26 protein-coding genes are annotated in these 25753 nt (G+C 37.3%); 12 read left to right on the plus strand and 14 right to left on the minus strand.

The genetic code is table 11. From position 1 onward, the window contains the following. Positions 1-5: 5 nt before the first annotated feature. The gene (locus tag EA772_RS02530; RefSeq protein ID WP_124911064.1) at positions 6-965 is read right to left on the minus strand and encodes a hypothetical protein; all 960 of its coding nucleotides are present in this window, start codon (positions 963-965) and stop codon (positions 6-8) included. Between the two features lie 340 nt (positions 966-1305). Between EA772_RS02530 and EA772_RS02535 the strand changes: the two genes are divergently transcribed. Then, complete coding sequence (locus tag EA772_RS02535) at positions 1306-1608, plus strand: hypothetical protein (RefSeq protein WP_124911065.1); 303 nt, start codon at positions 1306-1308, stop codon at positions 1606-1608. A 17-nt stretch (positions 1609-1625) separates the two neighbouring features. On the opposite strand, the gene EA772_RS02540 is transcribed toward EA772_RS02535, so the two are convergent. Continuing rightward, positions 1626-2669, minus strand: coding sequence for a 2Fe-2S iron-sulfur cluster-binding protein (locus EA772_RS02540; RefSeq protein WP_124911066.1), 1044 nt, complete (start codon positions 2667-2669; stop codon positions 1626-1628). Positions 2670-2942: 273 nt separating this feature from the next. After that, a complete protein-coding gene (locus EA772_RS02545; RefSeq protein ID WP_010601272.1) occupies positions 2943-3725 on the minus strand; it encodes a lytic transglycosylase domain-containing protein in 783 nt (260 codons plus the stop codon). A 265-nt stretch (positions 3726-3990) separates the two neighbouring features. Here EA772_RS02545 and EA772_RS02550 point away from each other — a divergent pair, with 265 nt between their 5' ends. Both EA772_RS02550 and EA772_RS02555 read left to right on the plus strand, forming a co-directional pair. Then, a complete protein-coding gene (locus tag EA772_RS02550; protein WP_124911067.1) occupies positions 3991-5466 on the plus strand; it encodes a pseudouridine synthase in 1476 nt (491 codons plus the stop codon). 114 nt (positions 5467-5580) lie between these two features. Then, positions 5581-6690 carry a lactonase family protein gene (locus EA772_RS02555; RefSeq protein ID WP_124911068.1) on the plus strand — a complete coding sequence of 370 codons (1110 nt, stop codon included), beginning with the start codon at positions 5581-5583 and terminating at the stop codon, positions 6688-6690. 193 nt (positions 6691-6883) lie between these two features. Here EA772_RS02555 and EA772_RS02560 read toward each other — a convergent pair whose 3' ends face one another. The 5 genes from EA772_RS02560 to tilS form a co-directional block, all read right to left on the minus strand. Then, positions 6884-7330 carry a KTSC domain-containing protein gene (locus tag EA772_RS02560; protein ID WP_116169261.1) on the minus strand — a complete coding sequence of 149 codons (447 nt, stop codon included), beginning with the start codon at positions 7328-7330 and terminating at the stop codon, positions 6884-6886. 202 nt (positions 7331-7532) lie between these two features. Further along, complete coding sequence (gene bshA, locus EA772_RS02565; RefSeq protein ID WP_010601268.1) at positions 7533-8675, minus strand: N-acetyl-alpha-D-glucosaminyl L-malate synthase BshA; 1143 nt, start codon at positions 8673-8675, stop codon at positions 7533-7535. Between the two features lie 348 nt (positions 8676-9023). Next, entirely contained in the window at positions 9024-9488 is a 465-nt protein-coding gene (locus tag EA772_RS02570; RefSeq protein ID WP_116169260.1) for a hypothetical protein, read from the minus strand. A gap of 133 nt (positions 9489-9621) precedes the next feature. Further along, entirely contained in the window at positions 9622-10110 is a 489-nt protein-coding gene (locus EA772_RS02575; RefSeq protein WP_010601266.1) for a hypothetical protein, read from the minus strand. After that, a complete protein-coding gene (gene tilS / locus EA772_RS02580; RefSeq protein WP_124911069.1) occupies positions 10111-11442 on the minus strand; it encodes a tRNA lysidine(34) synthetase TilS in 1332 nt (443 codons plus the stop codon). It abuts the gene before it with no gap. A 65-nt stretch (positions 11443-11507) separates the two neighbouring features. Between tilS and EA772_RS02585 the strand changes: the two genes are divergently transcribed. After that, positions 11508-13829: an OstA-like protein gene (locus tag EA772_RS02585; protein WP_124911070.1), complete on the plus strand. Its 2322-nt coding sequence runs from the start codon at positions 11508-11510 to the stop codon at positions 13827-13829. 57 nt (positions 13830-13886) lie between these two features. Here the strand turns inward: EA772_RS02585 and EA772_RS02590 are convergent, their stop codons facing one another. Then, positions 13887-14468, minus strand: coding sequence for a non-canonical purine NTP diphosphatase (locus EA772_RS02590; RefSeq protein WP_124911071.1), 582 nt, complete (start codon positions 14466-14468; stop codon positions 13887-13889). A gap of 57 nt (positions 14469-14525) precedes the next feature. Next, a complete protein-coding gene (locus tag EA772_RS02595) occupies positions 14526-15179 on the minus strand; it encodes a hypothetical protein (protein WP_124911072.1) in 654 nt (217 codons plus the stop codon). 95 nt (positions 15180-15274) lie between these two features. On the opposite strand from EA772_RS02595, the gene EA772_RS02600 reads away from it, so the two are divergent. The 8 genes from EA772_RS02600 to EA772_RS02635 all read left to right on the plus strand — a co-directional run bounded on the left by EA772_RS02600 (position 15275) and on the right by EA772_RS02635 (position 20977). Further along, positions 15275-15871 carry a hypothetical protein gene (locus EA772_RS02600; RefSeq protein ID WP_124911073.1) on the plus strand — a complete coding sequence of 199 codons (597 nt, stop codon included), beginning with the start codon at positions 15275-15277 and terminating at the stop codon, positions 15869-15871. Between the two features lie 50 nt (positions 15872-15921). After that, entirely contained in the window at positions 15922-17289 is a 1368-nt protein-coding gene (locus tag EA772_RS02605; RefSeq protein WP_010601284.1) for a peptidylprolyl isomerase, read from the plus strand. Between the two features lie 5 nt (positions 17290-17294). After that, a complete protein-coding gene (locus EA772_RS02610; RefSeq protein ID WP_124911074.1) occupies positions 17295-18257 on the plus strand; it encodes a MoxR family ATPase in 963 nt (320 codons plus the stop codon). A 61-nt stretch (positions 18258-18318) separates the two neighbouring features. After that, complete coding sequence (locus tag EA772_RS02615; protein WP_010601286.1) at positions 18319-19008, plus strand: YafY family protein; 690 nt, start codon at positions 18319-18321, stop codon at positions 19006-19008. A 73-nt stretch (positions 19009-19081) separates the two neighbouring features. Further along, positions 19082-19534: a DUF1569 domain-containing protein gene (locus EA772_RS02620; protein ID WP_124911075.1), complete on the plus strand. Its 453-nt coding sequence runs from the start codon at positions 19082-19084 to the stop codon at positions 19532-19534. A 6-nt stretch (positions 19535-19540) separates the two neighbouring features. After that, on the plus strand, positions 19541-20119 hold the full coding sequence (locus EA772_RS02625; protein ID WP_124911076.1) for a YdeI family protein: 579 nt from the start codon (positions 19541-19543) through the stop codon (positions 20117-20119). Positions 20120-20175: 56 nt separating this feature from the next. Continuing rightward, entirely contained in the window at positions 20176-20664 is a 489-nt protein-coding gene (locus tag EA772_RS21995; RefSeq protein ID WP_010601289.1) for a hypothetical protein, read from the plus strand. Between the two features lie 70 nt (positions 20665-20734). Continuing rightward, the gene (locus tag EA772_RS02635; RefSeq protein ID WP_010601290.1) at positions 20735-20977 is read left to right on the plus strand and encodes a hypothetical protein; all 243 of its coding nucleotides are present in this window, start codon (positions 20735-20737) and stop codon (positions 20975-20977) included. Between the two features lie 105 nt (positions 20978-21082). On the opposite strand, the gene EA772_RS02640 is transcribed toward EA772_RS02635, so the two are convergent. The 4 genes from EA772_RS02640 to cysS all read right to left on the minus strand — a co-directional run bounded on the left by EA772_RS02640 (position 21083) and on the right by cysS (position 25748). Further along, the gene (locus EA772_RS02640; RefSeq protein ID WP_246834025.1) at positions 21083-21967 is read right to left on the minus strand and encodes a glycerophosphodiester phosphodiesterase family protein; all 885 of its coding nucleotides are present in this window, start codon (positions 21965-21967) and stop codon (positions 21083-21085) included. 220 nt (positions 21968-22187) lie between these two features. Further along, a complete protein-coding gene (locus EA772_RS02645) occupies positions 22188-23045 on the minus strand; it encodes a nuclear transport factor 2 family protein (protein ID WP_010601292.1) in 858 nt (285 codons plus the stop codon). 80 nt (positions 23046-23125) lie between these two features. Then, on the minus strand, positions 23126-24106 hold the full coding sequence (locus EA772_RS02650; protein ID WP_124911078.1) for a M28 family peptidase: 981 nt from the start codon (positions 24104-24106) through the stop codon (positions 23126-23128). A gap of 181 nt (positions 24107-24287) precedes the next feature. Next, on the minus strand, positions 24288-25748 hold the full coding sequence (cysS, locus tag EA772_RS02655; RefSeq protein WP_124911079.1) for a cysteine--tRNA ligase: 1461 nt from the start codon (positions 25746-25748) through the stop codon (positions 24288-24290). Positions 25749-25753: the final 5 nt, after the last annotated feature.

Below are 25753 nucleotides of genomic sequence, written 5' to 3' on the forward strand. Positions count from 1 at the left end.
AAGGATTAATTGTCATAATGTTTACTCCTATTTCTAAGAAAACCTGACGACAAACCAAAACGTAAATAGCCATAACGATCTTGAAAATATATGTTGTAATTATCTTCGCCATAATAACCAACCGCAGCCATCAGAAATACATTATTCATAAAAGGAAAACTGTAGTTAAAATTAATTTCGGCATTTAAACGCTTTTGAAGATTCGCCAAATTCTTCGCAGGAATTTTATTTACCGCATAGGAAACCTCTGTATTTAAACGCCAGGTTTCTTTTTCAGTTTTAACTTTCGGCATACTTCTGGCATTTCTTTCTATCTGATCATATTTGCGCAAGGAGAAATTGTAAAGCAATTTGGTAAAGCCAAAACCTAAATCCAAAGCAGGCTCATACCTAAAAAACTTATACCATTGCAAACCCAAACGATGGTTAAAAGAATAAAAGCTTTCATCAACCCGGGTTGGCGTAAGATGACCGAAGCGATATGATGCAGTGAGATAATTTGCATTAAAATTCCCTGTTAAAGTATTTACCGAACCATCTTGATTGAGTGCATTCTGATCCTGCCCATTAGAATGGTGTGTAAAGGCCAGCTCAGCGTATTCGTAATTTTCTGGGTTTTTATTTAAACGGGCATAGGCTGCAAAACCTAAACGATAGCTTGGCGTACGAACTCCGGCAGAAAACTCATCTCTCACCCTAACTGTGAAATCTGGAATGATGGAAAATGCGATTGGCGATTTGTAACTGCCCAACAGCATATAAGTGGTGGTTAAACGACCGTTAATGACATATTTAGATGGCGCTCCCAATTCGCCATAAGGCGAAGTATAGGCAAAATCAGCATTTTCTTTATACAGATTAACATATTGTTTATTAGCGTATTCTCTTTTGATGATAAGGGAATCCTGAGCAAAAACCTGCATACTAAACAAAATGATAAAAAGAGAAAGTAACGTTTTAACCATAGCAAATAAACGTTGTAAGATGGTGGTTGGTTTGGTAGATTAGCAAAATCTACAAATGCTCACAATAACCCTTAATAATATGACATTAATTCATTTTATATTCGAGATTTTTAAAATCTCTATCTTAGGTGCGATATACACAACACTGATATATTTTGCAATAAGATGGATTTTTGACAAGAACAGCACCTTTTATCAATTTTTTTCAAACGTAAATAAAACTGTGTTATGGTTTACCACATGGGCTATTATTTGCCTTATATTATTTGTTTATATGTTTAGCTACTATGGAAATCATGGGCTTGGAGATAGCTCTAGAATTCCGATAGCTAATCATAACATGTTGTATCAAATAGATTCAAGTGCATATATTGAAGATAAAAGAGGCAATACTTACAACATAGACAACTTTGTTGTGACTGACGATTTTGTTTACGGTACTTTAGATAGATTACCAGAAGACGGAAAGACTGCCTATTTTGTTTTCGACTTAAAATTGAGCCGTATTGAAAATTTTGAAAATGAAACGGCATTTAATGCTTATCTCATTTCGAAAGGGTTAAACAAGAATGTTAAATATCAAGATTTCTCCTATTACTACGACCAATACTGGAGCGGCTGGAGATTTTTTTTACTTCCCTAAGAATAATAGGTAAATTTCTACCATTCAATCGTTGTTCCATTTTCTGTAGGATGCCCGGTACAAACCAACACTCTTCCACGCTCAATTTCATCATCCGTAAGTACTTCATTGTAATCCATCCTTACATTACCTTTAATACAGTTGGCCACGCAAGTGCTGCAAACACCACCTCGACAACTGTAAGGAAGTTTAATTTTATTTTCAAGCGCAACATCTAAAATGCGTTTTGGCCATGGAATATCAAGATTGTAACTGGTATCCTGGAAATTCAAGATCACAGAATAGGTATTTTTATCTACCACTTTTTCTGAACTGTCATCTTCGTCTATTTCATCTTCAGGCAAAACAAAGGTTTCCCTTTTAATTTGTTGAATATCGAAGCCCATACCAAGCAAAGTGATTCTACACAAATCCATATAAATGATCGGGCCACAAGTATAAAACAAAGCGTTTTCTCTTTCGAAACGCAAATGTTCTTTAAGCAATTGCTCTATGTAAAATTTATTTAAACGAGCAGTCAACAGGTTTTTACTATTGCTAAATACCCAAACAATTTTTAATCTTTCAGGATATTTCTGCTGCCATTCCAAAAGCTCATTGTAAAACAAAGCCTCTTCTTTTGATCGGTTACTATATATTAAAGTAACTAACGAGTTTTCATCCCGAACCAGTGCTGTTTTTAAAATAGAGAAAAGCGGAGTAATGCCTACGCCGGCAGCGAAAAGAAAGAGATCTCTTTCAAGATATTCATTAGGAAGATAACTGAATAATCCCTGAGGTCCTTGCGCTATCAATACATCATTTACCGCCGTTTTATGATGCAAGAATCTGGAAATCTCTCCGTTCTCTACTCTTTTAACTGTAATGGCTAAAGGTTCGTCCACATCAGGCGAACTATTAAAGGAATAAGACCTACGCACCTCCCGGTTTTTACCCTCAAAAATCAACGAAATAAATTGACCGGCCAGATAAGTGGGGTAATTGCCATCAACATCTTCAAATTGAAAAGTAATATTATCGCCCGGCTGGTTTATGATTTTATTGATGCGCAGTTTAAACATAGTGAAAAATAAAGATCAAAGATAAAGGAACAATGACAAGGAACAAATAAAGAAAAAAGTCGGGAGTATGAAGTTAGGACTCCGAAGTCGATCCTCTAGAGATGAAAAGTTTAAAAGAAAAGCTGAATGACTAAAGCCAAAAACCACAAAAAAATGTTAGTTGAATACATAAAATCAGTGTAATCCCTCAGTGTAATCAGCCTGAAAGTAAAAAAGCGTCCCGATATAAAATCGAGACGCCTTACCAAATGCTTTGTTTTTACCTTAATTATTTTATTCGCCGTTATAGGCCAATAATACACGCTCTTTTTTGTATCCGTAGCGTTTCGGATGTTCCATAATCTGTTTCATGGAAATTACTTTATAAACATAGCCACCGGTTTCACGGTTTAATTTCATTTTGTAGTAATTATCCTGATTTTGATTATTGATTTGCTTGCGTAAGCGACCATCGCCAACGTTATAAGCGGCGGCAACCAGGGTCCAGCTTTCTAAGCCTCTATACATTTCTTTAATGTATTTGCAGGCTGCGATGGTTGACTTACGTAAATTATAACGTTCATCAACTTTGCCGTTTACCTTTAAGCCATAAGTACGTGCTGTACCTGGCATAAATTGCCAAATTCCTGCTGCACCTTTTGGCGAAACTCCCATTGCCGTTCCTGATTCAACTAATGCCAAATACTTGAAATCGTTTGGAATTCCGTAAGCTTCAAGGATGGGTTCGATAATCGGAAACCATTTTGCTGCTTTTTGATGCAACACATTTGTTTGCATACTCTGGAAAGTGTGTGCGGCAAGAATTTTTTTCATTTTTCTTTCTACCCTTTTATCGCCCAATGGCAAGGTTTCATCCGCGAAGTTTAACTGAGCCATTAAAGATTGAGGCTTAACTTCCTCTTGAACTTTTACGCTATCAGTTAGTGCTATTTTAGTGTTTAATTCTGCTTCTTTTAAAAGACTTTGTGGTACTAAGGGCATTTGGTAAGTGAACACTTTTGCCAAAAGAAATAGTGTTGCCACTACCGCAAATGGTACGCTGTGTTTCTTTAACATCTTCCTCCTTTTTTTGGTGAACTTATATAAAAACGTCGGCAAAGCTAAAAAATAATAAGCACATTATCAAATAGTTACGCCGAAAGCTTAAAAAAACAGCCTCTAAAGTGCTTTAAACGTGGGTTTTAAATTTTGATTTTCAATCAATTTTTTCTATTTTAGAGGCTATTTTTTGACATAAATTTTCGCCTCTTCACAATTGTATTGTTCATCAATTTTTCCTAAATTTGCAGCCCGCATTTTAGGATGCGGTTAAAAGCGTATCATGATAAATAAAAACAACAGGAACAGTCGGGATGACAAGTCCAAATCGGGCAACCGGAGAACAGAAGGCAGAAGTAATGATGCCGGGTCTGACAGAAGAAAATCAGACGACAGAGACAACAAATTCAAAAAATCATCCGATTCAAAAGATAACTTCAGACCTAGAAGTTCAGAAAGCAAGGATTTCAAATCAAAATCTTTCGGAGATAAAAGAGATTTCAAACCCAGATCAGGCGGACGCGATTTCAAATCGAAAGATGCGGAACCTCAAAGCTTTAAATTTGGCGATCGTGAGTTCAAATCAAAAGATTCTGGAGCAAGATCGGAAGATCGCGGCTTTAAATCAAGAGAAGGCGGATCAAGAGATTACAAACCTAGAACTGGCGAACGTGATTTCAAACCCAGAACAGGAGATAGAGATTTTAAACCAAGAGAAGGTGGTGCAAGAGATTATAAACCAAGAACAGGAGAACGTGATTTCAAATCTAAGGATGGAGATTCGAGAGATTTTAAATCGAAAACTGGCGGATCAAGAGACTTTAAGCCTAGAGAAGGTGGATACAAAGATTTTAAATCAAAAGGAAAATCTGATGGATTCAGACCAAGTGCTGGAAGTTCAAGAGATGTAAAACCTAGAGAAGCCAGAGAAGGTGATTCTCGTCCGTTTAGAAAACGTGAAGAAGCGCAGCCGAGAGATACAGAGTTCAACCGTCCGGAAAGAACTGTTATTGCCCCTGCCCGTAAAACGAATGAAGATAAAGGCTTAATTCGCCTTAACAGATATATTTCAAATGCAGGTATTTGCTCTCGCCGCAAGGCCGATGAGTTAATTGCTGCAGGCGTAGTTACCGTAAATGGCGAAGCCGTTACAGAACTGGGCCACAAAGTAGACCCGGCGAAAGATTTAGTTCGTTACAACGGCGAGTTACTAAAGCGTGAGAAAAAGGTTTATGTGTTATTAAACAAACCGAAAGATTACATCACCACAACCGATGATCCGCAGGAACGTCGTACGGTAATGCAGTTGGTTGATAAAGCAAGTCGTGAGCGTATTTACCCCGTAGGCCGCTTAGATCGCAATACAACTGGCTTATTGTTAATGACGAATGATGGCGATTTGGCAGATAAATTATCACACCCAAAAAATGGCATCACTAAAATTTACAACGTAGAATTAGATAAGGCTTTATCACAAGGTGATTTAAACAAAATTGCTTTTGGTTTAGAGCTGGAAGATGGTTTGATTAAACCCGATAACATTTCTTATGTTGCAGGTGGAACTAAAAAAGAAATCGGCATTCAAATTCACAGTGGTAAAAACAGAATTGTTCGTCGTATTTTCGAACATTTAGGTTACAGTGTAGAAAAATTAGATCGCGTAGTTTATGGCAATCTGACTAAAAAAGATTTACCTCGTGGAAGATGGAGGTACCTGGAAGATCATGAGTTGATCCAGATTAAACACTTAATTAAATAATATTCAAGGCAATCGGAAGGTTGCCTTTTTTATTGAAGTATGTTTTACCATCCATTTTTAAAATGGATTAAGCCAAAACATTTTTTCTCATATTTGTTTAAACAAGAACGTAAAATGAAAAGAAACATCGCTATACTGCTAATGACATTAATATCTCCCATCGCGTTTGCGCAGAAAACAAATTATAATCTTTTAATCGGAACTTATACTGCTCCTGGAAAAAGTGAAGGTATTTACACCTATAATTTCAACACCAACAATGCAGAATCTAGTTTAAAGCATGTTACTAAAGGAACGGCAAACCCAAGTTATCTAACCCTTTCTCCTGACAGCAAATTTGTTTATGCGGTGAATGAAACTAGCAATACAAGCACGGTTAGTGCTTTTAAATATGAGGCAAAAACGGGCACCTTAACTTTTTTAAACAAAGTGGACAGCCATGGCGCCGATCCTTGTTTTATTACTGCTGATGCGAAGAATGTAATCGTTGCAAACTATTCTGGAGGAAGTTTGGCCGTATTTGCCCGCAACGCGGATGGATCATTAAGCGAAGCGGTTCAAGTGATTAAACACACTGGAAAAAGCATTGATCCGAAAGGCAGGCAGGAAAGTGCCCATGTGCATATGGTAAAATTTACGCCTGATCATAAATATCTAATTGTTAATGACTTGGGAGAAGACCAAACTTATATTTACCATTATAATCCAACAGGAAAAGATCAGACATTAACTGCCAGAAAAGTTTTAAAAACAAATGCAGGTACAGGTCCAAGGCACATTACTTTTAGTCCGAATGGTAAAAATGCTTACTTAGTACATGAATTTAATGGAAGCATTACCGCTTTTAATTACTCTAACGGCAGTTTAACCAAAATCCAGGAAATTGCTACCTCAGCCAAAGACTTCACTGGAAAAATAGATGCCGCGGATATTCATGTTTCTGCAGATGGAAAATTCCTTTACGAAACCAACCGTGGTGATGCAAATAGCATTTCAACATTTGCGATACTTCCGGCAGGTAAATTAAAACTGGTTGAAACCGTAAGCACTTTAGGAAAAGGCCCACGAAACTTTACGATTGATCCGAGTGGCAAGTATGTATTGGTTGGCCACCAATACACCAACGATGTGATCATCTTCAACAGAAACAAAACCACAGGCAAATTAACGGATAGTGGAAAAAAGATTGATGTTGGCGCACCGGTTTGCTTGGTATTTAATTAATGGTTAAGAGATTAATATCGATTGAAGTACTTAAGAGGGAACTGATATTTGCACCATAATGCGCAAAATGTTTTATCAATGATAGTTGCTTGCGCCTCGCAATAACGATTATATTAAACAAATCCTGAAGTACGCTAACAAAGATTCCAAAAAAAAAGACCTGCCCTAAGGCAAGTCTTTTTAATCAAATATTTTATGCTGGTTCTGCAACTTTCGCCACATTGCGGTAAGGATACTCACTAAAAATATGTCTGCGGGCAAAACGACCAGGAGAGTCGGCATTCACCAGTTTCACGTAAATTGCTTTAGGCACATCAAAATACTCATAAGCACTGCCATCATAAAACTGAATATTCAGTACTTGTTGTTTGTATTCAAAATCCTGAATGTTAGATAAAGTGATGGTTTGTGTATAAGTTTCAATATTCTGCTCGCGAGTTTCAGGCGCAATACTTACTAAAAAGTGGTAAGCCTCAATAATTTCCTTACTTCTTGCTTCTGCATCTAATTTTTCTTGTTCCTGCTGAAATTTATCTGGGTGACAATCTTTCATCAAGGTACGGTATACCGACTTAAGCTCTTTTAATTCAGCTTCTTTATCAACATTTAAAAGCTTTCTATAATCAACTATTCTTTTCATTTGTGCTAACCTCTTTTAGTTTTCTTCATGAAGTCGATGATCTTCTTGATGATCGCCGATTTCAAAGGCGCAAAGATACGATTTATAATCGTTTGATTTTGAGAAAGTTTCTTTTATTATGAAATAGCTAGCTAACCGTTTAAAATAGAATTTTAACATGACCCTTCCAAAGTCTAAACTAAACATTCCGAGCAAATTGACACTAATATTTCACTTGCAAAGAATTTTCAATTACTTCTTTATAATAGTTGATATATGAAGGCAGTATTTTTTTCAAGTCAAAATCCTGAGCCCTTTTAAAGGCATTTTCTTTAAAATACTTCAGTGTTTCATCATTAGTTAAAATCGTGATTGCTTTATTGGCCATGTCGTCTATATCGCCAACATCACACATGTAACCACAAAAATCGTCGATATTTAACTCAGGTAAACCACCAGCATTTGATGTAATGGCCGGAACTTTGCAAGCCATGGCTTCCAATGCGGCCAAGCCGAAACTTTCCGATTCAGATGGCATCAGGAATAAATCAGAAACCGACAAAATTTCTTCAACAGCATCTTGTTTGCCTAAAAACCGAACATGATCACCAATACCCAAAGAGCGGCAAAGCTGTTCATCGTAAGCACGTTCAGGTCCATCTCCTACCATTAAAAGTTTTGATGGAATTACTGCCTGTACTTTTTCAAAAATACGAATCACATCAGCAGTACGCTTAACTTTCCTAAAGTTAGAGGTATGTATTAATATGCGTTCGTTATTGGGAGCAATTGCTTTTTTGAAATGATCTTTTGCCTGCAAACTGAAACGACTAAAATCGATAAAATTCGGAATCACTTTAATCTCCTTAGTAATCTCAAAGTGCTTATAAGTATCTTCCCTCAAATCATCCGAAACCGTTGTTACACCATCACTTTGGTTAATCGAAAAAGTAACCACAGGCTTATACGTTGGGTCTTTACCCACTAAAGTGATATCGGTACCATGCAAAGTAGTTACAACCGGGATATGAATGCCATAACTGGCCAAAATTTGTTTTGCCATAAAGGCGGCAGATGCATGAGGAATAGCGTAATGCACATGCAACACATCTAACTTTTCAAACCGAACCACATCCACCAGCTTGCTTGCCAATGCCGATTCGTAAGGCGCATAATCAAAAAGCGGGTAATCTCTTACCGAAACCTCATGATAAAATAGGTTGGCCGAAAAGAAATCAAGTCGGGCTGGCTGACTGTAGGTAATAAAGTGAACTTGATGGCCCTCGTTTGCAAGTGCTTTTCCAAGCTCTGTTGCAACCACTCCACTACCGCCAAAAGTGGGGTAGCAAACAATTCCTATTTTCATTTATAAATGCGTTGTTGTTACTACAAATGTAGCCCATTTATATCTAAAATACGTGTAAGGCAATTGCAATAAAAAAACTTGCTTTCGAGTTATAAACCACAATTAGAAAAGCAATTGCTGTAGTTCTTCGGCTAGGAAAGTCCTGCCATTCGCTATAGCCCTCATAAAAAATTCGGGGCTGCCGCTATTGTCAGGTTTAAAACCGAAAGGTAACCTAAGCGAAAGAATAGCGAGTGCAGTATCAAATAATTAAAAAGTGATACGATAGGTTTAAGCTGGTGCTCCAAAAATTGACAAAAAAAAACGCCCCATTGCTGGGACGTAATCAAACCGAGACCAAAATTTTTATTATTTATAATCGTATACCAGCTGAGGTTTTTTATATCCCAGTTTTCTTTCTGCTCCTTGTATTTGTGTACGAATATCTTCTACTTTCGAAATTTGCTTGTTATAACGGCTTAGAGCCTTTTGCGATTCATCGGCGTCACTTTTTGCCTTCTTAGACAATTTCGCCATATTTTTTAAGTCAACCGATGAACCAGCATCAGTCTTATCAATATTTCGGCTCGCCTTATCAGCAGATTCTTTCGCATTGCCTTTAATTTCTAAAAGTTTCAGGCGCATCTTCTCCACATTTGTTTCTTCTTCCGCTTCCTTAATCTTAAGCTCCAAAACTTTCATGTGCTGTTTGAGTACATCTACTTTTTCACTCAAAGTGCTTAAAGAATCTTTTGAAACTTTCGGACTATAGGTTTGAGCCATTGCAGAGATAGAACCGGCAATCAGCACGCAAGCAAATATTAATTTTTTCATGATCATTATTTGCTTACGCCAAATCAATAAAAATGCCCAATGCCAAAAACACGCTCTAAAGCATTATTTTAAAGAAAGTATAAAATTTACGGAATTTAAGACGATGACATTTGAGAAAAAAAATACCCGAAGTTTATTTCAGATTTCTCATTTCTTCTTTAATCACAAGGAAAAGCTCGTTTGGTCTTTGGGTACCTATAAAATATTCCAGCCCGTCGCGATCTGTGAGTACAACAGCATCTTTACCCGATGAGTAGAACCGAATGGTTCCTTTAGTATGAAGATTGTAAACCGGGTTGTTAAAAAAATAACGGCTGTAAGTCGCCTTTCTAACATCTACAATACTATTTAAATCAATTTTAACACGTTTTGTTGTCCACAGGCCATCTAAAATCATGCTGCCATTATCAACAATAATTTTATACTGGATTAAAAAAAGCAATAACATGGAAACCCCAATGATTCCAAAACCAACTACTAAAAATAAATCTTGTGTATTATCTCGATCTCGTTCGTAAACATAGGCCGCAAAACAAAACGCAGCCATAATCAACCTGATGAAAATGCGAACATAATCACGACCGATGTATTGTTTTTCGATATAGGCGTACTTGCTTTCCACTTACAAATTTTTGAGTTCGAATATAGCAACTTTTTTTGTTGCAGCAGTTAATTTATATCTATTATCCTGACGCATACCTGCAACCCAAATGATATCGCCGTTGCCATTTACTAAAATCGGTGTGGTCGTCTTCAAATGCAGCGGCACTTTTTCATCGATAAAAAAGTCGCTGATTTTTTTCAGCTGCCGCATCCCTAATGGCGCAAACTTGTCTCCGTTTTGCCAATGCCTTAATATCAAAGGAAAAATTAACTTATCTGCGTTTACAAAGGCCTTTTTAGAATTGCTTTCGAACTCAATTACTGTTGAGAAGGATAGGTTGAGTGTATCTGCCCCAAACAAAACATGTGTAGTGGATGGATGAATAAACTGATTAGCTATTTCACTACTATTTTTTGCGGCAATTACCAGATAAGCTCTATTAATGATGGCCTGATGGCTGGAACTAAAGAAATGTGTTCCGCTAGATGAATGCAAATGATTCAGCATTTCCTCAATCACGCTTTCAGTAAATCCATAAGGCTTTAATAACTCAAATAACAGAAGCTTCTGCGGATTTAATTTCGAAATTTCATCCAAAGCAATATAAATACCATCACTTCGATGGTTTAGTATTTTTTCAGCAAGTACTTGAACATGAATATTCAACAGCATTTCAATATCAGCAAAGCGGGCAGCATTTTCTGCAAAAGTTTTTTCTAATTGGGGATTAATTTCCTGCAAGTGAGGAATGACCTTTAACCTGATTTTATTTCGGGTGTAGTTTGCACTCAGGTTGGAACTATCTTCCACAAAGTCGAAATTCATCTGATGGATAATTTCATCGATTTCGTGCCGGTTTAAAAACAACAATGGTCTGATCAGATGGTTTCGCTTAGGCAAAATACCATGTAAACCACTAATCCCTGTACCTCTTGTTAAGTTGATGAGCACAGTTTCTACCCCATCATTTTGATGATGCGCCAATGCAACATAATCAAATCCTTCTGCTAACCTGATTTCTTCAAACCAGTTGTAGCGTAAATCGCGGGCTGCCATTTGGGTTGAAATTTTATTTTCGGCAGCATATTTTTTTGTATCAAAATGCGTTATGTAAAACGGAAGATCAAAATTAGCGGCCAGCATTTTTACAAAAAGCTCGTCACGCTGTGCTTCATCGCCACGCAAGTTGAAATTACAATGTGCCACACCAATATTAACGCCTATTGCTTTAAACAAATGCAACATCAATACCGAATCTTTCCCCCCGCTAACGGCTAAAAGAATTTTGTTACCCTGAGCAAAGAGCTGGTGCTTCGCTACAAAATCCTGAAATTGTTTTACGGGTAACATCCACCAAAAATATTTAATTTTAACTGGTATTCCGAACGTTCGGAACAAAAAACTAACTTTGTAAAGTGCAAAAACTATTTGTCTTTTTATTCTCAATATTTTTTCCGGTATTTCTTTTTGGCCAACAACAGGCCACGAAGATTAAAATTGTTTCGTTTTCGAAAATTTTTGTAATCACTAAAGAAAATAAAACGCTGCTAAACAACCCTGTTTTCCAGCAAGATAATGCCACCTTAACCTGTGACAGTGCTGTCTTTTATAGTAAGAGGAACTACTTCGAAGCGTTTAAAAATGTACACATCAATCAGTTAACAACTGATATCTATTCTGATCAGCTGGAGTATGACGGAAATAAAAAACACGCCCATTTAACGGGAAATGTTGTGATGAAAGATCCTACATCAACGCTAACTACCAACATACTAGATTATAATACCCTTAGTAAAATTGGCACTTATACCAGTGGCGGAAAAATTGTAAATGAGAGTGTTACGCTTACCAGTAAAAATGGTTACTATTTCAGCACAAGCAGCGATGCTTATTTTAGATACAATGTAGTGGTGGTTACGCCTCAGGTAACGATAAAATCAGACACTTTGCGTTACAATACGCAAACCAAGTGGACTTATTTTTATGGTCCGACAAATATTAAAGGTAAAGACGACAATTTATATACGGAAAATGGTGCCTACAATACCATGACTGAAGATGCTTATTTCGGAAAAAAAAATCTGTATACGCAAGGAACAAGGTCTTTAAGAGGCGATAGTCTTTATTATTTTGGCAAGATTGGTTACGGTAAAGCCGTTAAAAACATCGTATTCTCCGATACGAAGGATAAAATGAAGATGTTTGGCGATTTGGGTTATTACTATAAGGCTGATCAACGCACATTGGTTACCAGAAATGCCTATTTAGGAATTGGAACTGAAGATTCTGTTTTGGTGAAAGGCAAGAAGCGCCCGGATAGTTTATGGATGGGAGCCGATACTTTGGAAACTCAAATGGTGTTACAAAAATCTTTGAAACTCATCCCAAAAATATCTGTCAAAGCGGATAACGAAATAGGCGAAGATGATGAGGAAGAGGGCGGAACAAAAGAAACCCAGGAAAATCCTGCTAGACCATCATCAACCACCAGCTCTCCTGTTGATAAAAAAACTGCAGCTAAAACTAAGAATGATAGAAAAGCTAAAAACAAACTGAAGGATGAGCCTAAAACCACAGACACTAAAAGTCAATTTCTGGAGAGGGATTTCGATAGTTTGAATATTGATTCGCTGAGCAAGTTGCCTTCAAAAGCAAGAGCTGATAGCACTCAAAATGCAATCAAGTTAAAGGCTGATTCTATTGTAAAAAAATTACCTAATTTAAAAACAGACAGTTCAGCCAAAGCACTAACTGCCAAAGCGGGTAATGCTTTAAAAAATATCAAGCCATCAAAAGCAGATACTTTAGCAAAAAACTTGATTAAGAACGTTGCGAAAGATAAGTCTTTAGCTGGTTTAAAACCTGGGTTAAAAAATGACACGGCCAAATTTAATCCTGCGGATACTGTACAGGCCCGTATTATTAAGGCTTATCATGGGGTAAAAATTTTCAAGACAAATATCCAGGCAAAAACGGATAGCCTTTTTTATACAAGCGCCGATTCTACCCTACGCTGTTATATAAATCCAATCATTTGGTCAGAAGGTTCGCAGCAAATTGCCGATACCATTTATGTTCAGTTTAAGAACAAAAAGTTGAATAATCTTCAAGCCATTAAAAATGCATTTTTAGTTAATACACCAAAAGATTCTTTGCGATTTAATCAGATCAAAGGCCGACTGATGACTGGATTTTTCAGAAATGGCAAGCTTAAAACGATGTATGTAGACGGTAATGCCGAAAGCATTTATTATACCCAGGATGACAGCACGAAGGTTTATAAGGAAATGAACCAAACGTTAAGTAGCAGGATCAAGTTTATTTTCCAGGATAATGAAAATGATATTGAGGATATCGTTTACATTAAGGGAGTTGAAGGTGCGCTGAACCCGGAAAATAAAGTAGCAAAAGATAATGTATTGAAAGGATTTTCGTGGAAGCCGAAAGAAAGACCTAAAACAAAAAAGGATGCTGTAGGTTCATCAGGCAGAGCTAAACCAAAGGCAAAGCCTAAAACACCGCCCGCCAAAAATGTTATTGCCGGAAAACCTGGTACGGCTACTAAAAATACATCAGGAATTACAGCTGCCAAAAAACAAGTGAACACAACTGGAAAAACAAACTTTAACCTCAATAAAAATGTGCCTTTGGCTAACCCTTTAGATACTGTAAATTTTGGTATTAAACCGATTTTACCTAAGGCGGATTCTTTAAAAAAAGAAATTAAGAAATTGTAGATTCAATTGCAGCGGGGGATATGGTTTTGCTAACCGCCTTAGATGAATTGCTGGAGATTACAATTGTAAATTATTTAAAAACTCAATCATCTTATTTAATGCTATTGCCCTGTGGCTGATCTTATTTTTTTCTGACATATCCATTTCTGCAAAAGTAATATCATAACCATCAGGTTGAAAAATGGGATCGTAGCCGAAACCTTTTGAGCCAGATAGACCCTCGGTGATTTTACCGTTTATCACGCCTTCAAAAATATGATTTTCACCATTTAACATTAAAGAAATGACTGTTTTAAACCTTGCTTTGCGGTTATTTTGTCCTTCGAGTTTTTGCAAAACTAGCTGGATGTTTTCTAAACTGTCTCTACTCCCACTATACCTTGCTGAATAAATACCTGGCTCATTATTCAAAGCCGCTACTTCCAAACCACTATCGTCAGCAAAACAATCTAACTTGAAATTTTCTACAACATATTTACTTTTCAAACTGGCGTTACCTTCAAACGTTTCGGCCGTTTCCGGAATGTCCTCCTCACAACCAATATCCTGAAGGTTTAGCACCTCATATTTTCCGGAAAGTGCTAGGCGGATTTCTGCTGTTTTATGTTCGTTGTTTGTTGCAAATACAAGTTTTTTCATGATGGATGGTCGGAAATGGAATCTAGGTAGAGACGTGCGCCTAAATTTTGATATAAACTACTTAATTTTCTGCAGGTTTGCCCAAAGTAGCTTTTTCGCTGTCAGATCGCTATCTAGTTGGTGCAGGTTTGGTGCGAAGATGATTTTTGTATTGCCATGGTTAATAATCTCATTCTGCCACACCAGATTTAATTTCAAATCAGCGATTTCTACCCCGAATGAAAGCATTGTAACCGGCTTGAAAAACGCATGAAATTCTACGTAATCTGTTCCCCGGTATTGGGCATAATTTACGATCGCAAAATCAGGTGTGCCAAGATCTACCGCCTTCACAATTTTTCTAAGCAAATCCCTTCCCTGCTCAGTACTTACCTCATTAAGCTGATCGTTTACCAAAATCAAAACCGATTTTTTGTTTCCGCCCAAATATTTAAAGTTTTTAGGCGTCTTAGGTTCAGCTACAACAGGAGGAATTTCCACACTAGAAACGTAACTTTTAGCTTCTTCTTCAGGTTTTTCAACCACGATTGACTCAACTTTTGGTTGTAAAGCACTTTGCTGAACTAAATGATCTTCAGCTGAAAAGTTCTCTGAAACGGCATTTTTGATATCAACAGCCGCTATTTCAACAGTTTCATCTTTCACTAAAAAAACATCGTCAGTGAAAAATAAACGTAAAGCATTCGCATTGTTGGTAACCTGGTTTTCCATTCGTATTTTTGCCGGATAATAATTTCTGTTAAAATTAGTTAAATATCTTATAATAGCGCCGCTAATTGTTACTTTTATCCTTTAAAATTTATAGAGTGCTCTGCTTAAAAAAGGCTTACTGCTTCTTAATTTTCAGTTTTATTTTCGGTTGCTCGTTTGGTCAAAACGTAGCCGTAATTAATGGAAAATCCATAAGTGCAAAAGAATTTTTGTGGGCATACAAAAAGAGTCATAATGGAAATGTGAGTGCTGACTACGCCAATTTACAGAACTATTTAAATCTCTATATAAATTTTAAACTTAAGGTTTTGGATGCCAGAGAAATGGGTTTGGATAAAAATCCAGTTTACCAGGAAGAAGTAAAGACTTACGAAACGGCATTGATGCACCATAAAAAGGCAAATACTGCTCATAAAGATCAGGATTTTTTGCTTAACGAATACCGGGAAGGTGTATTGATGTTTAATGTATCAGAACAAAAAATCTGGAACAAGGCACAAGAAGATGAGCAGGCGATAAATGAGTTTTACAATAAAAACCAAAATAACTATAATAAACCCTTGAGTGAAATCAGAGGTCAGGTTATTGCAGATTATCAGCAAACCCTTGAAGAAAGCTGGCTTAACGGGCTTAGACAAAAACACCAGATTAAAATCAATGAAAATGAGTTACGAAAACTCGCCAAACAGTAAAGCGCATTGATTAAAGATTAGTATTAAATTTGCAAAATATAATAAATAGAATGAAGAAGTTTTTTTTAGTAGCAACAGCATTAATTTGCTTATTTTTAAACAGTTATGCCCAGCCAGGAAAACATAACATTGATAAAGTTGCTGCTGTGGTAGGTAATAATATTATCCTGCTTTCTGATCTGAACCAGGAATACACACAATATCTTTATCAGGGAAACCCACCTAATGAAAGTATCAAGTGTAGAATTTTACAAAATACCTTAACACAAAAATTATTGAAACAACAAGCTGAAATCGACTCTGTAATGGTTGAAGACGGACAGGTTGATGATGAGGTTGATAAACGTATGCGCTCGATGATGCAGCGTGCCGGCGGACAAGAACGCCTAGAACAGTTTTTGAACAAATCGGTTTTGCAATATAAAGATGAGATGAGACCAACTATTAAAGATGGTTTAATCGCTCAAAAAATGCAGGCTAAAATCACAGAAAACATTAACGTAACGCCGATGGAAGTTGAAAAATACTTCAAATCATTAGGCGATAGTATTCCTGAATTTAACACAGAAGTTGAAGTTGGGGAGATTATATTGGATCCGAAATTATCAAGAGCAGAGAAACAAAGGTTCCGCGATAAAATTGAAGCGTTGCGATTGAGAATTAAGGGTGGTGATGACTTCGGCGTTTTAGCAAAAACCTATTCGGAAGATCCGGGATCATCTGCAGATGGTGGAGACTTAGGTTTCTTCGACAGAAGCATGATGGCGAAAGAATTTACAGCTTGGGCATTTAAACTTAAAGCTGGTGAGATTTCTCCTGTATTTGAAACTGAATTTGGATTCCACATCCTTCAGGTAATTGAACGTCGTGGTGAACAGGTTCACGCCCGCCATATTTTAATCAGACCCGTAACAACACCAGAAAGCTTAACGCGTTTAAAGCTGCATGCTGATAGTGTTTACAATAAAGTTATTGCTAACAAATTATCATTCGCTGCCGCAGCAAACATTTATTCAGATAACAAAGAGTCTAAATATAATGGTGGTATGATGTTAAACGCAGAGAATGTTCAGGCCAGAACCACGTTTATTCCAATTGATAAATTAGATCCATCTGTATTTTTGGTAATTGATACCATGAAAATTGGCGGCATTTCTAAACCTGATTTATACACTGCGGCTGATGGTAAACAAGGTTATCGCTTGCTTTATTTAAAATCGAAAATACCACCACACAAAGCAAATATGGCTCAGGATTTTCCAAAAATCAGAGACGCAGCACAAAGTGATAAAATTAATCGTACTTTAAGCGAATGGTTTGAAAAACGTCGTGAAAGCACTTATATTAAAATTGACGACGAATTTAATACCTGCGATGAATTAAAAATTTGGACTAAAACCGCCACAGCCGCAAAATAATACGAATGCAGTATAAAAACGAAGTAGAAGCCGTTGATGCCTTACATCTTACCTTTAATAAAATTAAAACCGAAATTAGTAAGGTTGTAGTTGGGCAAGATGATATCATTAAATCCGTTTTAATCGCCATTTTTTCCAACGGACATTGTTTGTTGGTTGGCGTACCCGGGCTGGCAAAAACACTACTCGTTCAAACGGTTGCTTCGGTTCTGGATTTAGATTTTAACCGGATTCAATTTACGCCCGATTTAATGCCGAGTGACATTATCGGTGCGGAAATATTAGGAGAAGACAGGCACTTTAAGTTTATCAAGGGGCCTGTTTTTTCAAACATTATTTTGGCTGATGAGATTAACCGTACGCCTCCAAAAACCCAAGCAGCACTATTAGAGGCCATGCAGGAGAAATCGGTTACCGCAGCTGGATTAACCCATGCGCTACCAAAACCTTTCTTCGTTCTGGCTACACAAAATCCGATTGAGCAGGAAGGAACTTATCCTTTACCTGAAGCACAATTGGATCGTTTCATGTTTAATATTCAATTAAATTATCCTGCATTTGCAGATGAATTGAATATTGTAAAAAACACTACAAGCAACAAAACCATTCAGCTTGAAAAAATTATTCATGCGGATGATATTCAGTTTTTTCAAAAGCTGATTCGTGATATTCCGGTAACAGATAACGTTTTAGAATATGCTGTTAAACTGGCCTCAAAAACCCGTCCGAACAGCGAATTTGCAACTGATGCGGTAAATAAATACATCAGCTGGGGTGCCGGGCCAAGAGCTTCACAATTCCTGGTGTTAGGCGCAAAATGTCATGCTGCAATATCAGGTAAATATGCGCCTGATATTGAAGATGTGCAGGCGGTTGCCGAACCTATTCTTCGCCACCGTATCGTTAGAAATTACCGTGCTGAAGCAGAAGGATTATCGATAGAAAAGATCATTAAAGATTTGTTATAATTCCATTTTCAACCGCTATTCTTATTAATTAAGATTGATCACATTTAGCTAAATTTGGGTAATGCTTGATCACGACACCAAACGCCTTTCCAGATTGACTGCTATTGTAACGCAGTTTCAAACTAAAAGGCTTCTCACTGCACCAGAATTGGCAACAAAATTCGGCGTAAGTATCCGAACTATTTATCGAGACATAAAAGCCCTGGAAAAGGCTGGCGTACCCATTTTAATGGAAGATGGCAAAGGATATTCATTAATGGAAGGATATCGTATCCCGCCCATCATGTTTACCGAAAACCAGGCCAATGCACTTATTCTTGCCGAACAATTGGTTTTGAAAAATAAGGACACCTCTTTCATCAAAGATTATTCGGAAGCGATAGATAAAATAAAAGCGGTGCTGAAGCATAGTCAGAAAGATAAAGCCAATTTGCTTACCGAGCGAACGAGATTTGCGGAAAACTTCAATAATGAACGGAGCAGCAACAACTTGTCTGATTTACAGTTCGCACTTACAAATTTTCTTTTGGTTGAAGTAGAATACGTGAATGAAACGGGTAAATCGTCCATCAGGTTAATTGAACCATTTGCTTTACTAAGCACTCAAAACTGGCTGCTGGTGGCGTGGTGCCGTCTACGTAAAGAATTCAGATATTTTCGTCTTGATCGCATCCAGAAACTCCAGCTAATGAACGAAAAATTCAGTCCTCACCCACTCACTTTGCAGCAATTTTTCGATAAATTTTCTTAATTGTTCACACCCCTGACACAGGGCTGTCAATGGGCGTTTTAACTTTGCAGTATAAACGTAAATCAATTAAAAAATGAACAATTTATTTAATGCTGGCGATTCTGCTCAAATCCTATCCAGACTGGAAAAACTATCACCGGAGGCAACAAAGCAGTGGGGAAAAATGAATGTTAACCAGATGCTGGCGCATTGTAATGCATCACTAGAAACAGCGATGGGCATCACTTCATCTGAAAGAGTTGGAATAGTAGCAAGGCTCTTTGGTATATTATTAAAACCAACTTTTTTTGGCGAAAAACCTTTCCCTAAAAATTCCGCTACGGACCAAACTTATATCATTACCGGAAATCCTGATTTTGAAGCGGAAAAAGCTAAGGTGATTAAACAAGTTAAACAATTTGCGGAGGGAGGCCCGGAAAAATGCACGACCAATATTCACGCATTTTTTGGTAAACTTACACCAACAGAATGGGCAACCATGCAGTGGAAACATTTTGATCATCATTTGAGACAATTCAATGCCTAAAAAGCTATGATAAGTGAAGAAATTGAAACTTTCTATCCAGCAAGCCGACAAGCGTGGAGAATATGGTTAAGCGAACATCATATTTCGAAGCAAGCGGTCTGGCTTGTTCAGTATAAAAAGAGTGCAAATATTCCAACAATATCCTGGAGCGAAGCGGTTGAAGAAGCTTTATGTTTTGGTTGGATTGATGGCATTAGAAAATCAATAGATCATGAAAGGTATATTCAATTCTTCACCAAAAGAAAACCTAGAAGTACCTGGTCTAAAATTAATAAAGCGAAGGTTTTGGAATTGATAGAGGCTGGATTGATGACTACAGCTGGCCACGAAAGTATTATCCGGGCGAAAGAGAACGGTTCGTGGACGATTTTAGATGAAGTGGAAGAACTGGTTATACCACATGATTTGGAAGTTGAATTTAGCAGGCAACCCGAAGCAAAGGCATTTTTTCTAACCTTGAGTAAATCCATCAGAAAAGCGATTCTGCAATGGATCGCTTTCGCAAAACGACCGGAAACTAAAGCCAAACGAATTGCAGAAGTAGTTGATCTGGCCAGTCAAAAATTAAAACCTAAACAGTTTTAAGTTAGCCCAAGATCAAATACAACAAAAACGAAAAGTAAAAAATCTATATTTACTCAATGTCTGACAATCATAAACTTTCTGGTGCATTTGCTGCTTTAATGGATGAGTATCACAAAGCAACAAACGAACTGATTGAAGTTATTCAGCTGATTTCACCTGCGCATCTCATGAAGACTATTGCGCCTGAAAGTGAAAACCCAGATTGCCTTTCTATTCAAACCATTTTAACACACGTCACGTCATCCATTTTCAGTTATGCCGTTTACATCGAAAATGTTATTGGCTTAAAAACTGAACGACCGCCAAGGATGCTTTTTCTTCATGTAGATGAATACATTTCGAGACTAAAAGAAGCTATGGCCTATACAGAAAATGTCTTTGTTCAAAACCCGAATATTCAATTAGAAGAGTTTGATTCTTCAAAAAAAATAAATACCAGATGGGGCCAACAATACGATGTAGAACAAATGATGGAACATGCGATTGTTCATGTTTTACGGCACAGGCGCCAAATTGAAAAAGCCTTGATTCAATTCAGCGATTAGCGGTAAAGTCCTATGTTTATGGAATAAGTACACAAATCCATATGTTAATTTTAAAATAGTTGCTATCTTTATGGCAATTACAAAGCATAATTTCAAAACAAAAATATTTAACATGTCAGCTCACGATTCACACGCACCAGTTCAGCAAACAAAAGGCATTTGGGCATTACCATTAACAGCTTGGATTATTGTTTTAATCCTTCTTGTGGCTTTCACTAGACCAATCTTTGTTCATGCACCAGAAGGTTCAGGTCATCACGAAACAGAGAAACCACATTCAAAAGCTGAAGAAGCAGAATCATCGCACCATTAATTATTAAGCTAAATGTGCAAAGTTGAAAATTTTATTGTTTTCAACAGGTCGAAAAAAATACTAAAGCGTTACAACTAACATTGTAACGCTTTTTGTTTGAAGTAGCTATTTTAATTGCCCCATTAAATTTGGGAAATCGGTAATCACACCATCTACACCTAAACTCATGAAGTATTTAATATCCTTCAGGCTGTTTACCGTCCACGGGATGATTTTAATACCCATCGCATGACAGCGATCAACCAATCCCTTTCCAACTAAAACCGAGTATGGACTATAAATTGTCGGTTTGAATCCTAATTTATCAATATAATCTTCAAAAGGCTCTTTCTCATCAATCAACAGCGAAGTCTGTATCTTCGGATATTTTTCATGCAGATATTGTAATGTCCGCATATCAAAAGATTGGATAATTACACGTTTAGTAATCTTTTTTGCGTTTACAATTTCCATAATCAGCTCCACAAATTCAGCAGGTTCCGGGTGAAAATCATTGTCGCCATTCTTGATCGTTTTAGTTTCAATACTATAAACAGGTTTTGGTAGCCTTTTATCCTTTACATAAGCCTCTGCTGCATCAATGGTTTCTGCAAGCAAAGGTTTGTAAGCTTTAAATTTAACCTGACCTGGAAAACGTCCATGAACTTTACTCCCCACATCAAACTTTTTAACCTCTTCATAATCCATTTTGTAGATGTTATACTTCTTTTGGTCTTTCAAAGAAATGGGTTTTCCATTGGGCATTAATGAAATTTCATTGTTAAAATAAGGCTCTTGTGACAAAACCACTTTCTTATCTTTCGAAATCACGGCATCCATTTCTAAAGTTGTAACCCCTAAATCTAACGCCTTAAGCATTCCCTCAATGGTATTTTCGGGCATTATGCCACGGGCACCGGCTTTTCCTTGTATATCAAACTTTTTCCTCTGGGCAGAAACCTGAAAAATAATAAACAGTAAAACGAGTAAAAGATGTAATTTTTTATTCATAAACATAAAACGCAAAATGGTTAATTCTTATATTTTTTGAAGCGCAAAAACTTTGCTCATTTTAAAGTTTGTTCCCGCTTTTCGCTTTACTCTCCCGAGAAACCGGGATTCGTGTCCGCTGCAATCGGGGCTAAAAACAACCGAACTGCAATACAATCATAAAGCACATAAAAAAAGGGCTTCTTATTACAGAGAGCCCTTCTTAATTCACATTGTTAATTTATCTTTCAGCAGGTACAAATGCCTGTACAATTAAGTTCCAGCTTGCATCAGCAGCCTTTTCGTAAACAAAAACATAATTAAAGCTTTCGCGTAAGTCAGCTTTATAATCAATAGTGGCTACGCCGTAGGTATAAGCTAAATCACTTCCAATTGCTTTATCTACACCAGTAGTTTTTAAGTTAATTTTACTAATCATTCCATTGTAAAACGAGATGATTTTTCCTTTACCGTTAATGGCTTCATTGCCAGGAAACAATAAACGGGCATCTTCAGTTAAGAAACCACCAAACGCTGCAATTCCATGTGTTTTAAGCAATGTATTAAGCGTTTTTTCAGTGGTGGTAATGATATCTTTGCCTGCTTTAAGTTCTTTTTCGTTTAAGAATTTCGGCGCAACATGATCTTTAGGTTCTACAAATTTCGGCGTTACTTTATCTAGCGGTTTGTTACTTGAGGTAGCAACATCAATTGCCAATTTCCATTTACCATTCTCTGCCTTCCAGATAGATAAGTACTGTCCGTATTCTTTTTTTGCGCCATCAAGAGCGTAAGGCCCAGTAGTGAAACCCAAATCTCCACTGCGGGAAACTTTCGCCAGGTTTGGTTCCCAGCTTACTGAATTTTCACCTTTGCTTTGTGCGTTATAAAAAGTTTTTACATTTACCGGATTCGGTCTGAAAACCAAAGCACTTGCTAATGAATATTCAAGGTAAGATTCTTTATCTCCATTTTTTGCAATAGCTTTTGCGAAATCTTTTTCTGCGTTTACCAGTGATTTTGTGGTTCCATCATTCTTCTGTGCGAATGCACCAATGGCCAAAAGAGATAATATTGCAGTAGAAAATAATTGTTTCATTATGAGTTATAGATATATGTTTGGCGAATATAAAATTTTTTGAAGGTTGTGCTTTTAAAAGTAATTAACAATTACACATTTTATTTTTCCCTGTAGATGGTTTCGAGTACGGTTTGTCCGACTGCTTTCAACGTATTTTTGTCAATATTGGCCAGGTTATCCAACTGCGTATGCCAGTTGATGTAGAAGCCACTGTTATCATTATAGTGCAGAATATCAATTGACGGCACCCCGGCTTTATTCATCCAGAAATGATCATCAACAACGTTCCCACTTGGAATACGAACGAAGTACGAAGAATAACCAATTTCGTTTCCGATATCCCAAACACGATTAACAACTTCTGGCGCCGACTGACGGGAAATTTCATCTTGCGTAAATTGTGCGTTTCCACCGCCAACCATATCGAGGTTGATACCATAAGCAGCTTTATATCTGGTTGCGATGGCATTCTTAGCCCAAAACTGTGAACCTAAGCACCAGGTGGTTTCTTCAGGCGTTTCGTCATTCGATTTGCCATAATCTTCTAAATCCCACAATACAAAATCTATACCCACATTAGGGGCCTTTTGCTGGATCTGACGAGCCATTTCTAAAATCACTCCAACTCCACTCCCTCCATCGTTTGCCGCATCGAATGCTTTTGTTTGATTCGCAGGATCGGCATCCTGATCTGAGAAAGGACGGGCATCCCAATGTGCACTAATTAACACGCGGGTTTTAATCTCAGGATTAAAACTGGCTAAAATATTTTTAAGCTGGAAAGTTTTTCCATCATAGGTCTGGGTTTTTTCTCCTTGAATTTTCACCTCCGCACCAAATGATTTCAATTTTGAAACCAAATAATCAGCACACTTTTGATGTGCAATTGTACCCGGAATTCGCGGACCAAAATCAACCTGAGCCTTTACATAGGCATAAGCACTATCGGCATTAAAATCTGGAGATACTAATTTAACAACAGCATCTGTGTCATTTTCTGTAGTTTGACTTGATTTATTTTTACAAGCTTGAAACCCTATTAATAAGATTAAGCACAGGAATAAAAGTTTTTTGTTCATTGTAAAATTTTGTTCTTATAGAGATAATAAAGGAGTGTGGCAACTCTGCCAACAACTTTAATGACTTAGCCTATCAGAAGATTATCCCTTACTTTGTAGTGGCGTTTCCCCTTAAAAGAATGAATCAATCAGTACTCAAAAATGATTGATAGTATCATTTTAGTCCGCTTCAAAAACCAGACTACGCCTTACTCCAGGTAGTTCCTTCTTTACTATCTTTCAATTGAATGCCCAATTCCTGTAAGCCGATTCTAATTTTATCTGATGTAGCATAATCTTTGTTGGCCTTAGCCTCGGTCCGCAAGTCGATCACCATTTCTAAAACACCGTTCAAGTCATTGCTGCCGGCATCCTCATCTTTTAACCCGAGGATATCAAAAACAAAATCATTGATTAATGCTTTCAATTTTGCTAATGATTCAGCAGAGATTTTTGCTTTGCCATCATAAACCGTATTGATAATCCTTACTGCTTCAAAGAGTTCGGCAATCAAGATCGGACTATTAAAATCGTCATTCATTGCAGCAATACATTTTTCTTTCAATGCATCAATATCAAAATCATTTTGTTCAGAAACGGTCAGCTTATCCAGTAAACCGGCTGCCGCCATTAATCTGCGAAAACCTTTTTCCGAAGCATCAAGCGCATCGTTAGAAAAATCCAAAGTACTGCGGTAATGTGCCTGCAACATGAAAAATTTAACCGTCATCGGGCTATAGCCCTTTCTCAAGAGCGGGTGCGCACCGGTAAATAATTCTAAAGGAAGAAAACCGTTTCCTGCCGATTTCGACATACGTGTTCCGTTTACCGTAAGCATATTCGTATGCATCCAATAACGGGCAGGCTGTTTATGGCTGCAAGCTTCTGATTGAGCAATTTCATTGGTATGGTGCGTAGCCGCCAAATCCATTCCGCCGCCGTGAATATCAAATTCATCGCCCAGATATTTAGCGCTCATGGCCGAACATTCGATATGCCAACCTGGGAAACCCATTCCCCAGGGCGATTGCCACTGCATCAAAGTTTCAGGTTTAGCCTTAATCCAAAGCGCAAAATCCAATCGACCACGTTTTTCATCCTGTCCACCCAATTCACGGGTGTTGTTTAACATATCTTCTAAGTTGCGATTGGTTAAGATGGTATAATTATATTCTTTGCTATATTTCTCTACATCGAAATAAACATTCCCACCTACTTCATATCCATAACCGTTGGCAATAATCACTTTAATCATCTCAATTTGCTCGATGATATGTCCGGTAGCGGTTGGTTCAATACTCGGTGGCAAAGTATTAAACATGCGTAATACATCATGAAAACCTAAAGTGTATTTCTGTACAATTTCCATCGGCTCCAACTGCTCTAACTTTGCCCGTTTTGCAAACTTATCGTCTCCTTCGTCCCTATCGCCTTCCAAATGGCCGGCATCGGTAATGTTACGCACATAACGCACCTTGTAATCTAAATATTTAAGGTATCTAAAAATTAAATCGAAAGAAATAAAAGTGCGACAGTTGCCCAAATGCACATCGCTATATACGGTAGGACCACAAACATACATCCCCACATGGGCGGCATTTAGTGGTTGGAAAAATTCTTTTTTACGTGAAAGCGTATTGTAAAGCTGTAAGCCAGTATTCATACTGC

It is taken from the genome of Pedobacter sp. G11 (genome assembly GCF_003860265.1).
Taxonomy (GTDB): domain Bacteria; phylum Bacteroidota; class Bacteroidia; order Sphingobacteriales; family Sphingobacteriaceae; genus Pedobacter; species Pedobacter agri.

Coding starts and splice junctions, on each gene's coding strand:
- EA772_RS02545 (WP_010601272.1), bottom strand. CDS start 3,725: ATGTTAAAGAAACACAGCGTACCATTTGCGGTAGTGGCAACACTATTT.
- EA772_RS02645 (WP_010601292.1), bottom strand. CDS start 23,045: ATGAAACAATTATTTTCTACTGCAATATTATCTCTTTTGGCCATTGGT.
- EA772_RS02555 (WP_124911068.1), top strand. CDS start 5,581: ATGAAAAGAAACATCGCTATACTGCTAATGACATTAATATCTCCCATC.
- EA772_RS02595 (WP_124911072.1), bottom strand. CDS start 15,179: ATGGAAAACCAGGTTACCAACAATGCGAATGCTTTACGTTTATTTTTC.
- EA772_RS02620 (WP_124911075.1), top strand. CDS start 19,082: ATGAACAATTTATTTAATGCTGGCGATTCTGCTCAAATCCTATCCAGA.
- EA772_RS02530 (WP_124911064.1), bottom strand. CDS start 965: ATGGTTAAAACGTTACTTTCTCTTTTTATCATTTTGTTTAGTATGCAG.
- EA772_RS02560 (WP_116169261.1), bottom strand. CDS start 7,330: ATGAAAAGAATAGTTGATTATAGAAAGCTTTTAAATGTTGATAAAGAA.
- EA772_RS02570 (WP_116169260.1), bottom strand. CDS start 9,488: ATGAAAAAATTAATATTTGCTTGCGTGCTGATTGCCGGTTCTATCTCT.
- EA772_RS02550 (WP_124911067.1), top strand. CDS start 3,991: ATGATAAATAAAAACAACAGGAACAGTCGGGATGACAAGTCCAAATCG.
- EA772_RS02610 (WP_124911074.1), top strand. CDS start 17,295: ATGCAGTATAAAAACGAAGTAGAAGCCGTTGATGCCTTACATCTTACC.
- EA772_RS02605 (WP_010601284.1), top strand. CDS start 15,922: ATGAAGAAGTTTTTTTTAGTAGCAACAGCATTAATTTGCTTATTTTTA.
- tilS (WP_124911069.1), bottom strand. CDS start 11,442: ATGTTACCCGTAAAACAATTTCAGGATTTTGTAGCGAAGCACCAGCTC.
- EA772_RS02615 (WP_010601286.1), top strand. CDS start 18,319: ATGCTTGATCACGACACCAAACGCCTTTCCAGATTGACTGCTATTGTA.
- EA772_RS02650 (WP_124911078.1), bottom strand. CDS start 24,106: ATGAACAAAAAACTTTTATTCCTGTGCTTAATCTTATTAATAGGGTTT.
- cysS (WP_124911079.1), bottom strand. CDS start 25,748: ATGAATACTGGCTTACAGCTTTACAATACGCTTTCACGTAAAAAAGAA.
- bshA (WP_010601268.1), bottom strand. CDS start 8,675: ATGAAAATAGGAATTGTTTGCTACCCCACTTTTGGCGGTAGTGGAGTG.
- EA772_RS02540 (WP_124911066.1), bottom strand. CDS start 2,669: ATGTTTAAACTGCGCATCAATAAAATCATAAACCAGCCGGGCGATAAT.
- EA772_RS21995 (WP_010601289.1), top strand. CDS start 20,176: ATGTCTGACAATCATAAACTTTCTGGTGCATTTGCTGCTTTAATGGAT.
- EA772_RS02635 (WP_010601290.1), top strand. CDS start 20,735: ATGGCAATTACAAAGCATAATTTCAAAACAAAAATATTTAACATGTCA.
- EA772_RS02535 (WP_124911065.1), top strand. CDS start 1,306: ATGTTGTATCAAATAGATTCAAGTGCATATATTGAAGATAAAAGAGGC.
- EA772_RS02640 (WP_246834025.1), bottom strand. CDS start 21,967: ATGAATAAAAAATTACATCTTTTACTCGTTTTACTGTTTATTATTTTT.
- EA772_RS02625 (WP_124911076.1), top strand. CDS start 19,541: ATGATAAGTGAAGAAATTGAAACTTTCTATCCAGCAAGCCGACAAGCG.
- EA772_RS02590 (WP_124911071.1), bottom strand. CDS start 14,468: ATGAAAAAACTTGTATTTGCAACAAACAACGAACATAAAACAGCAGAA.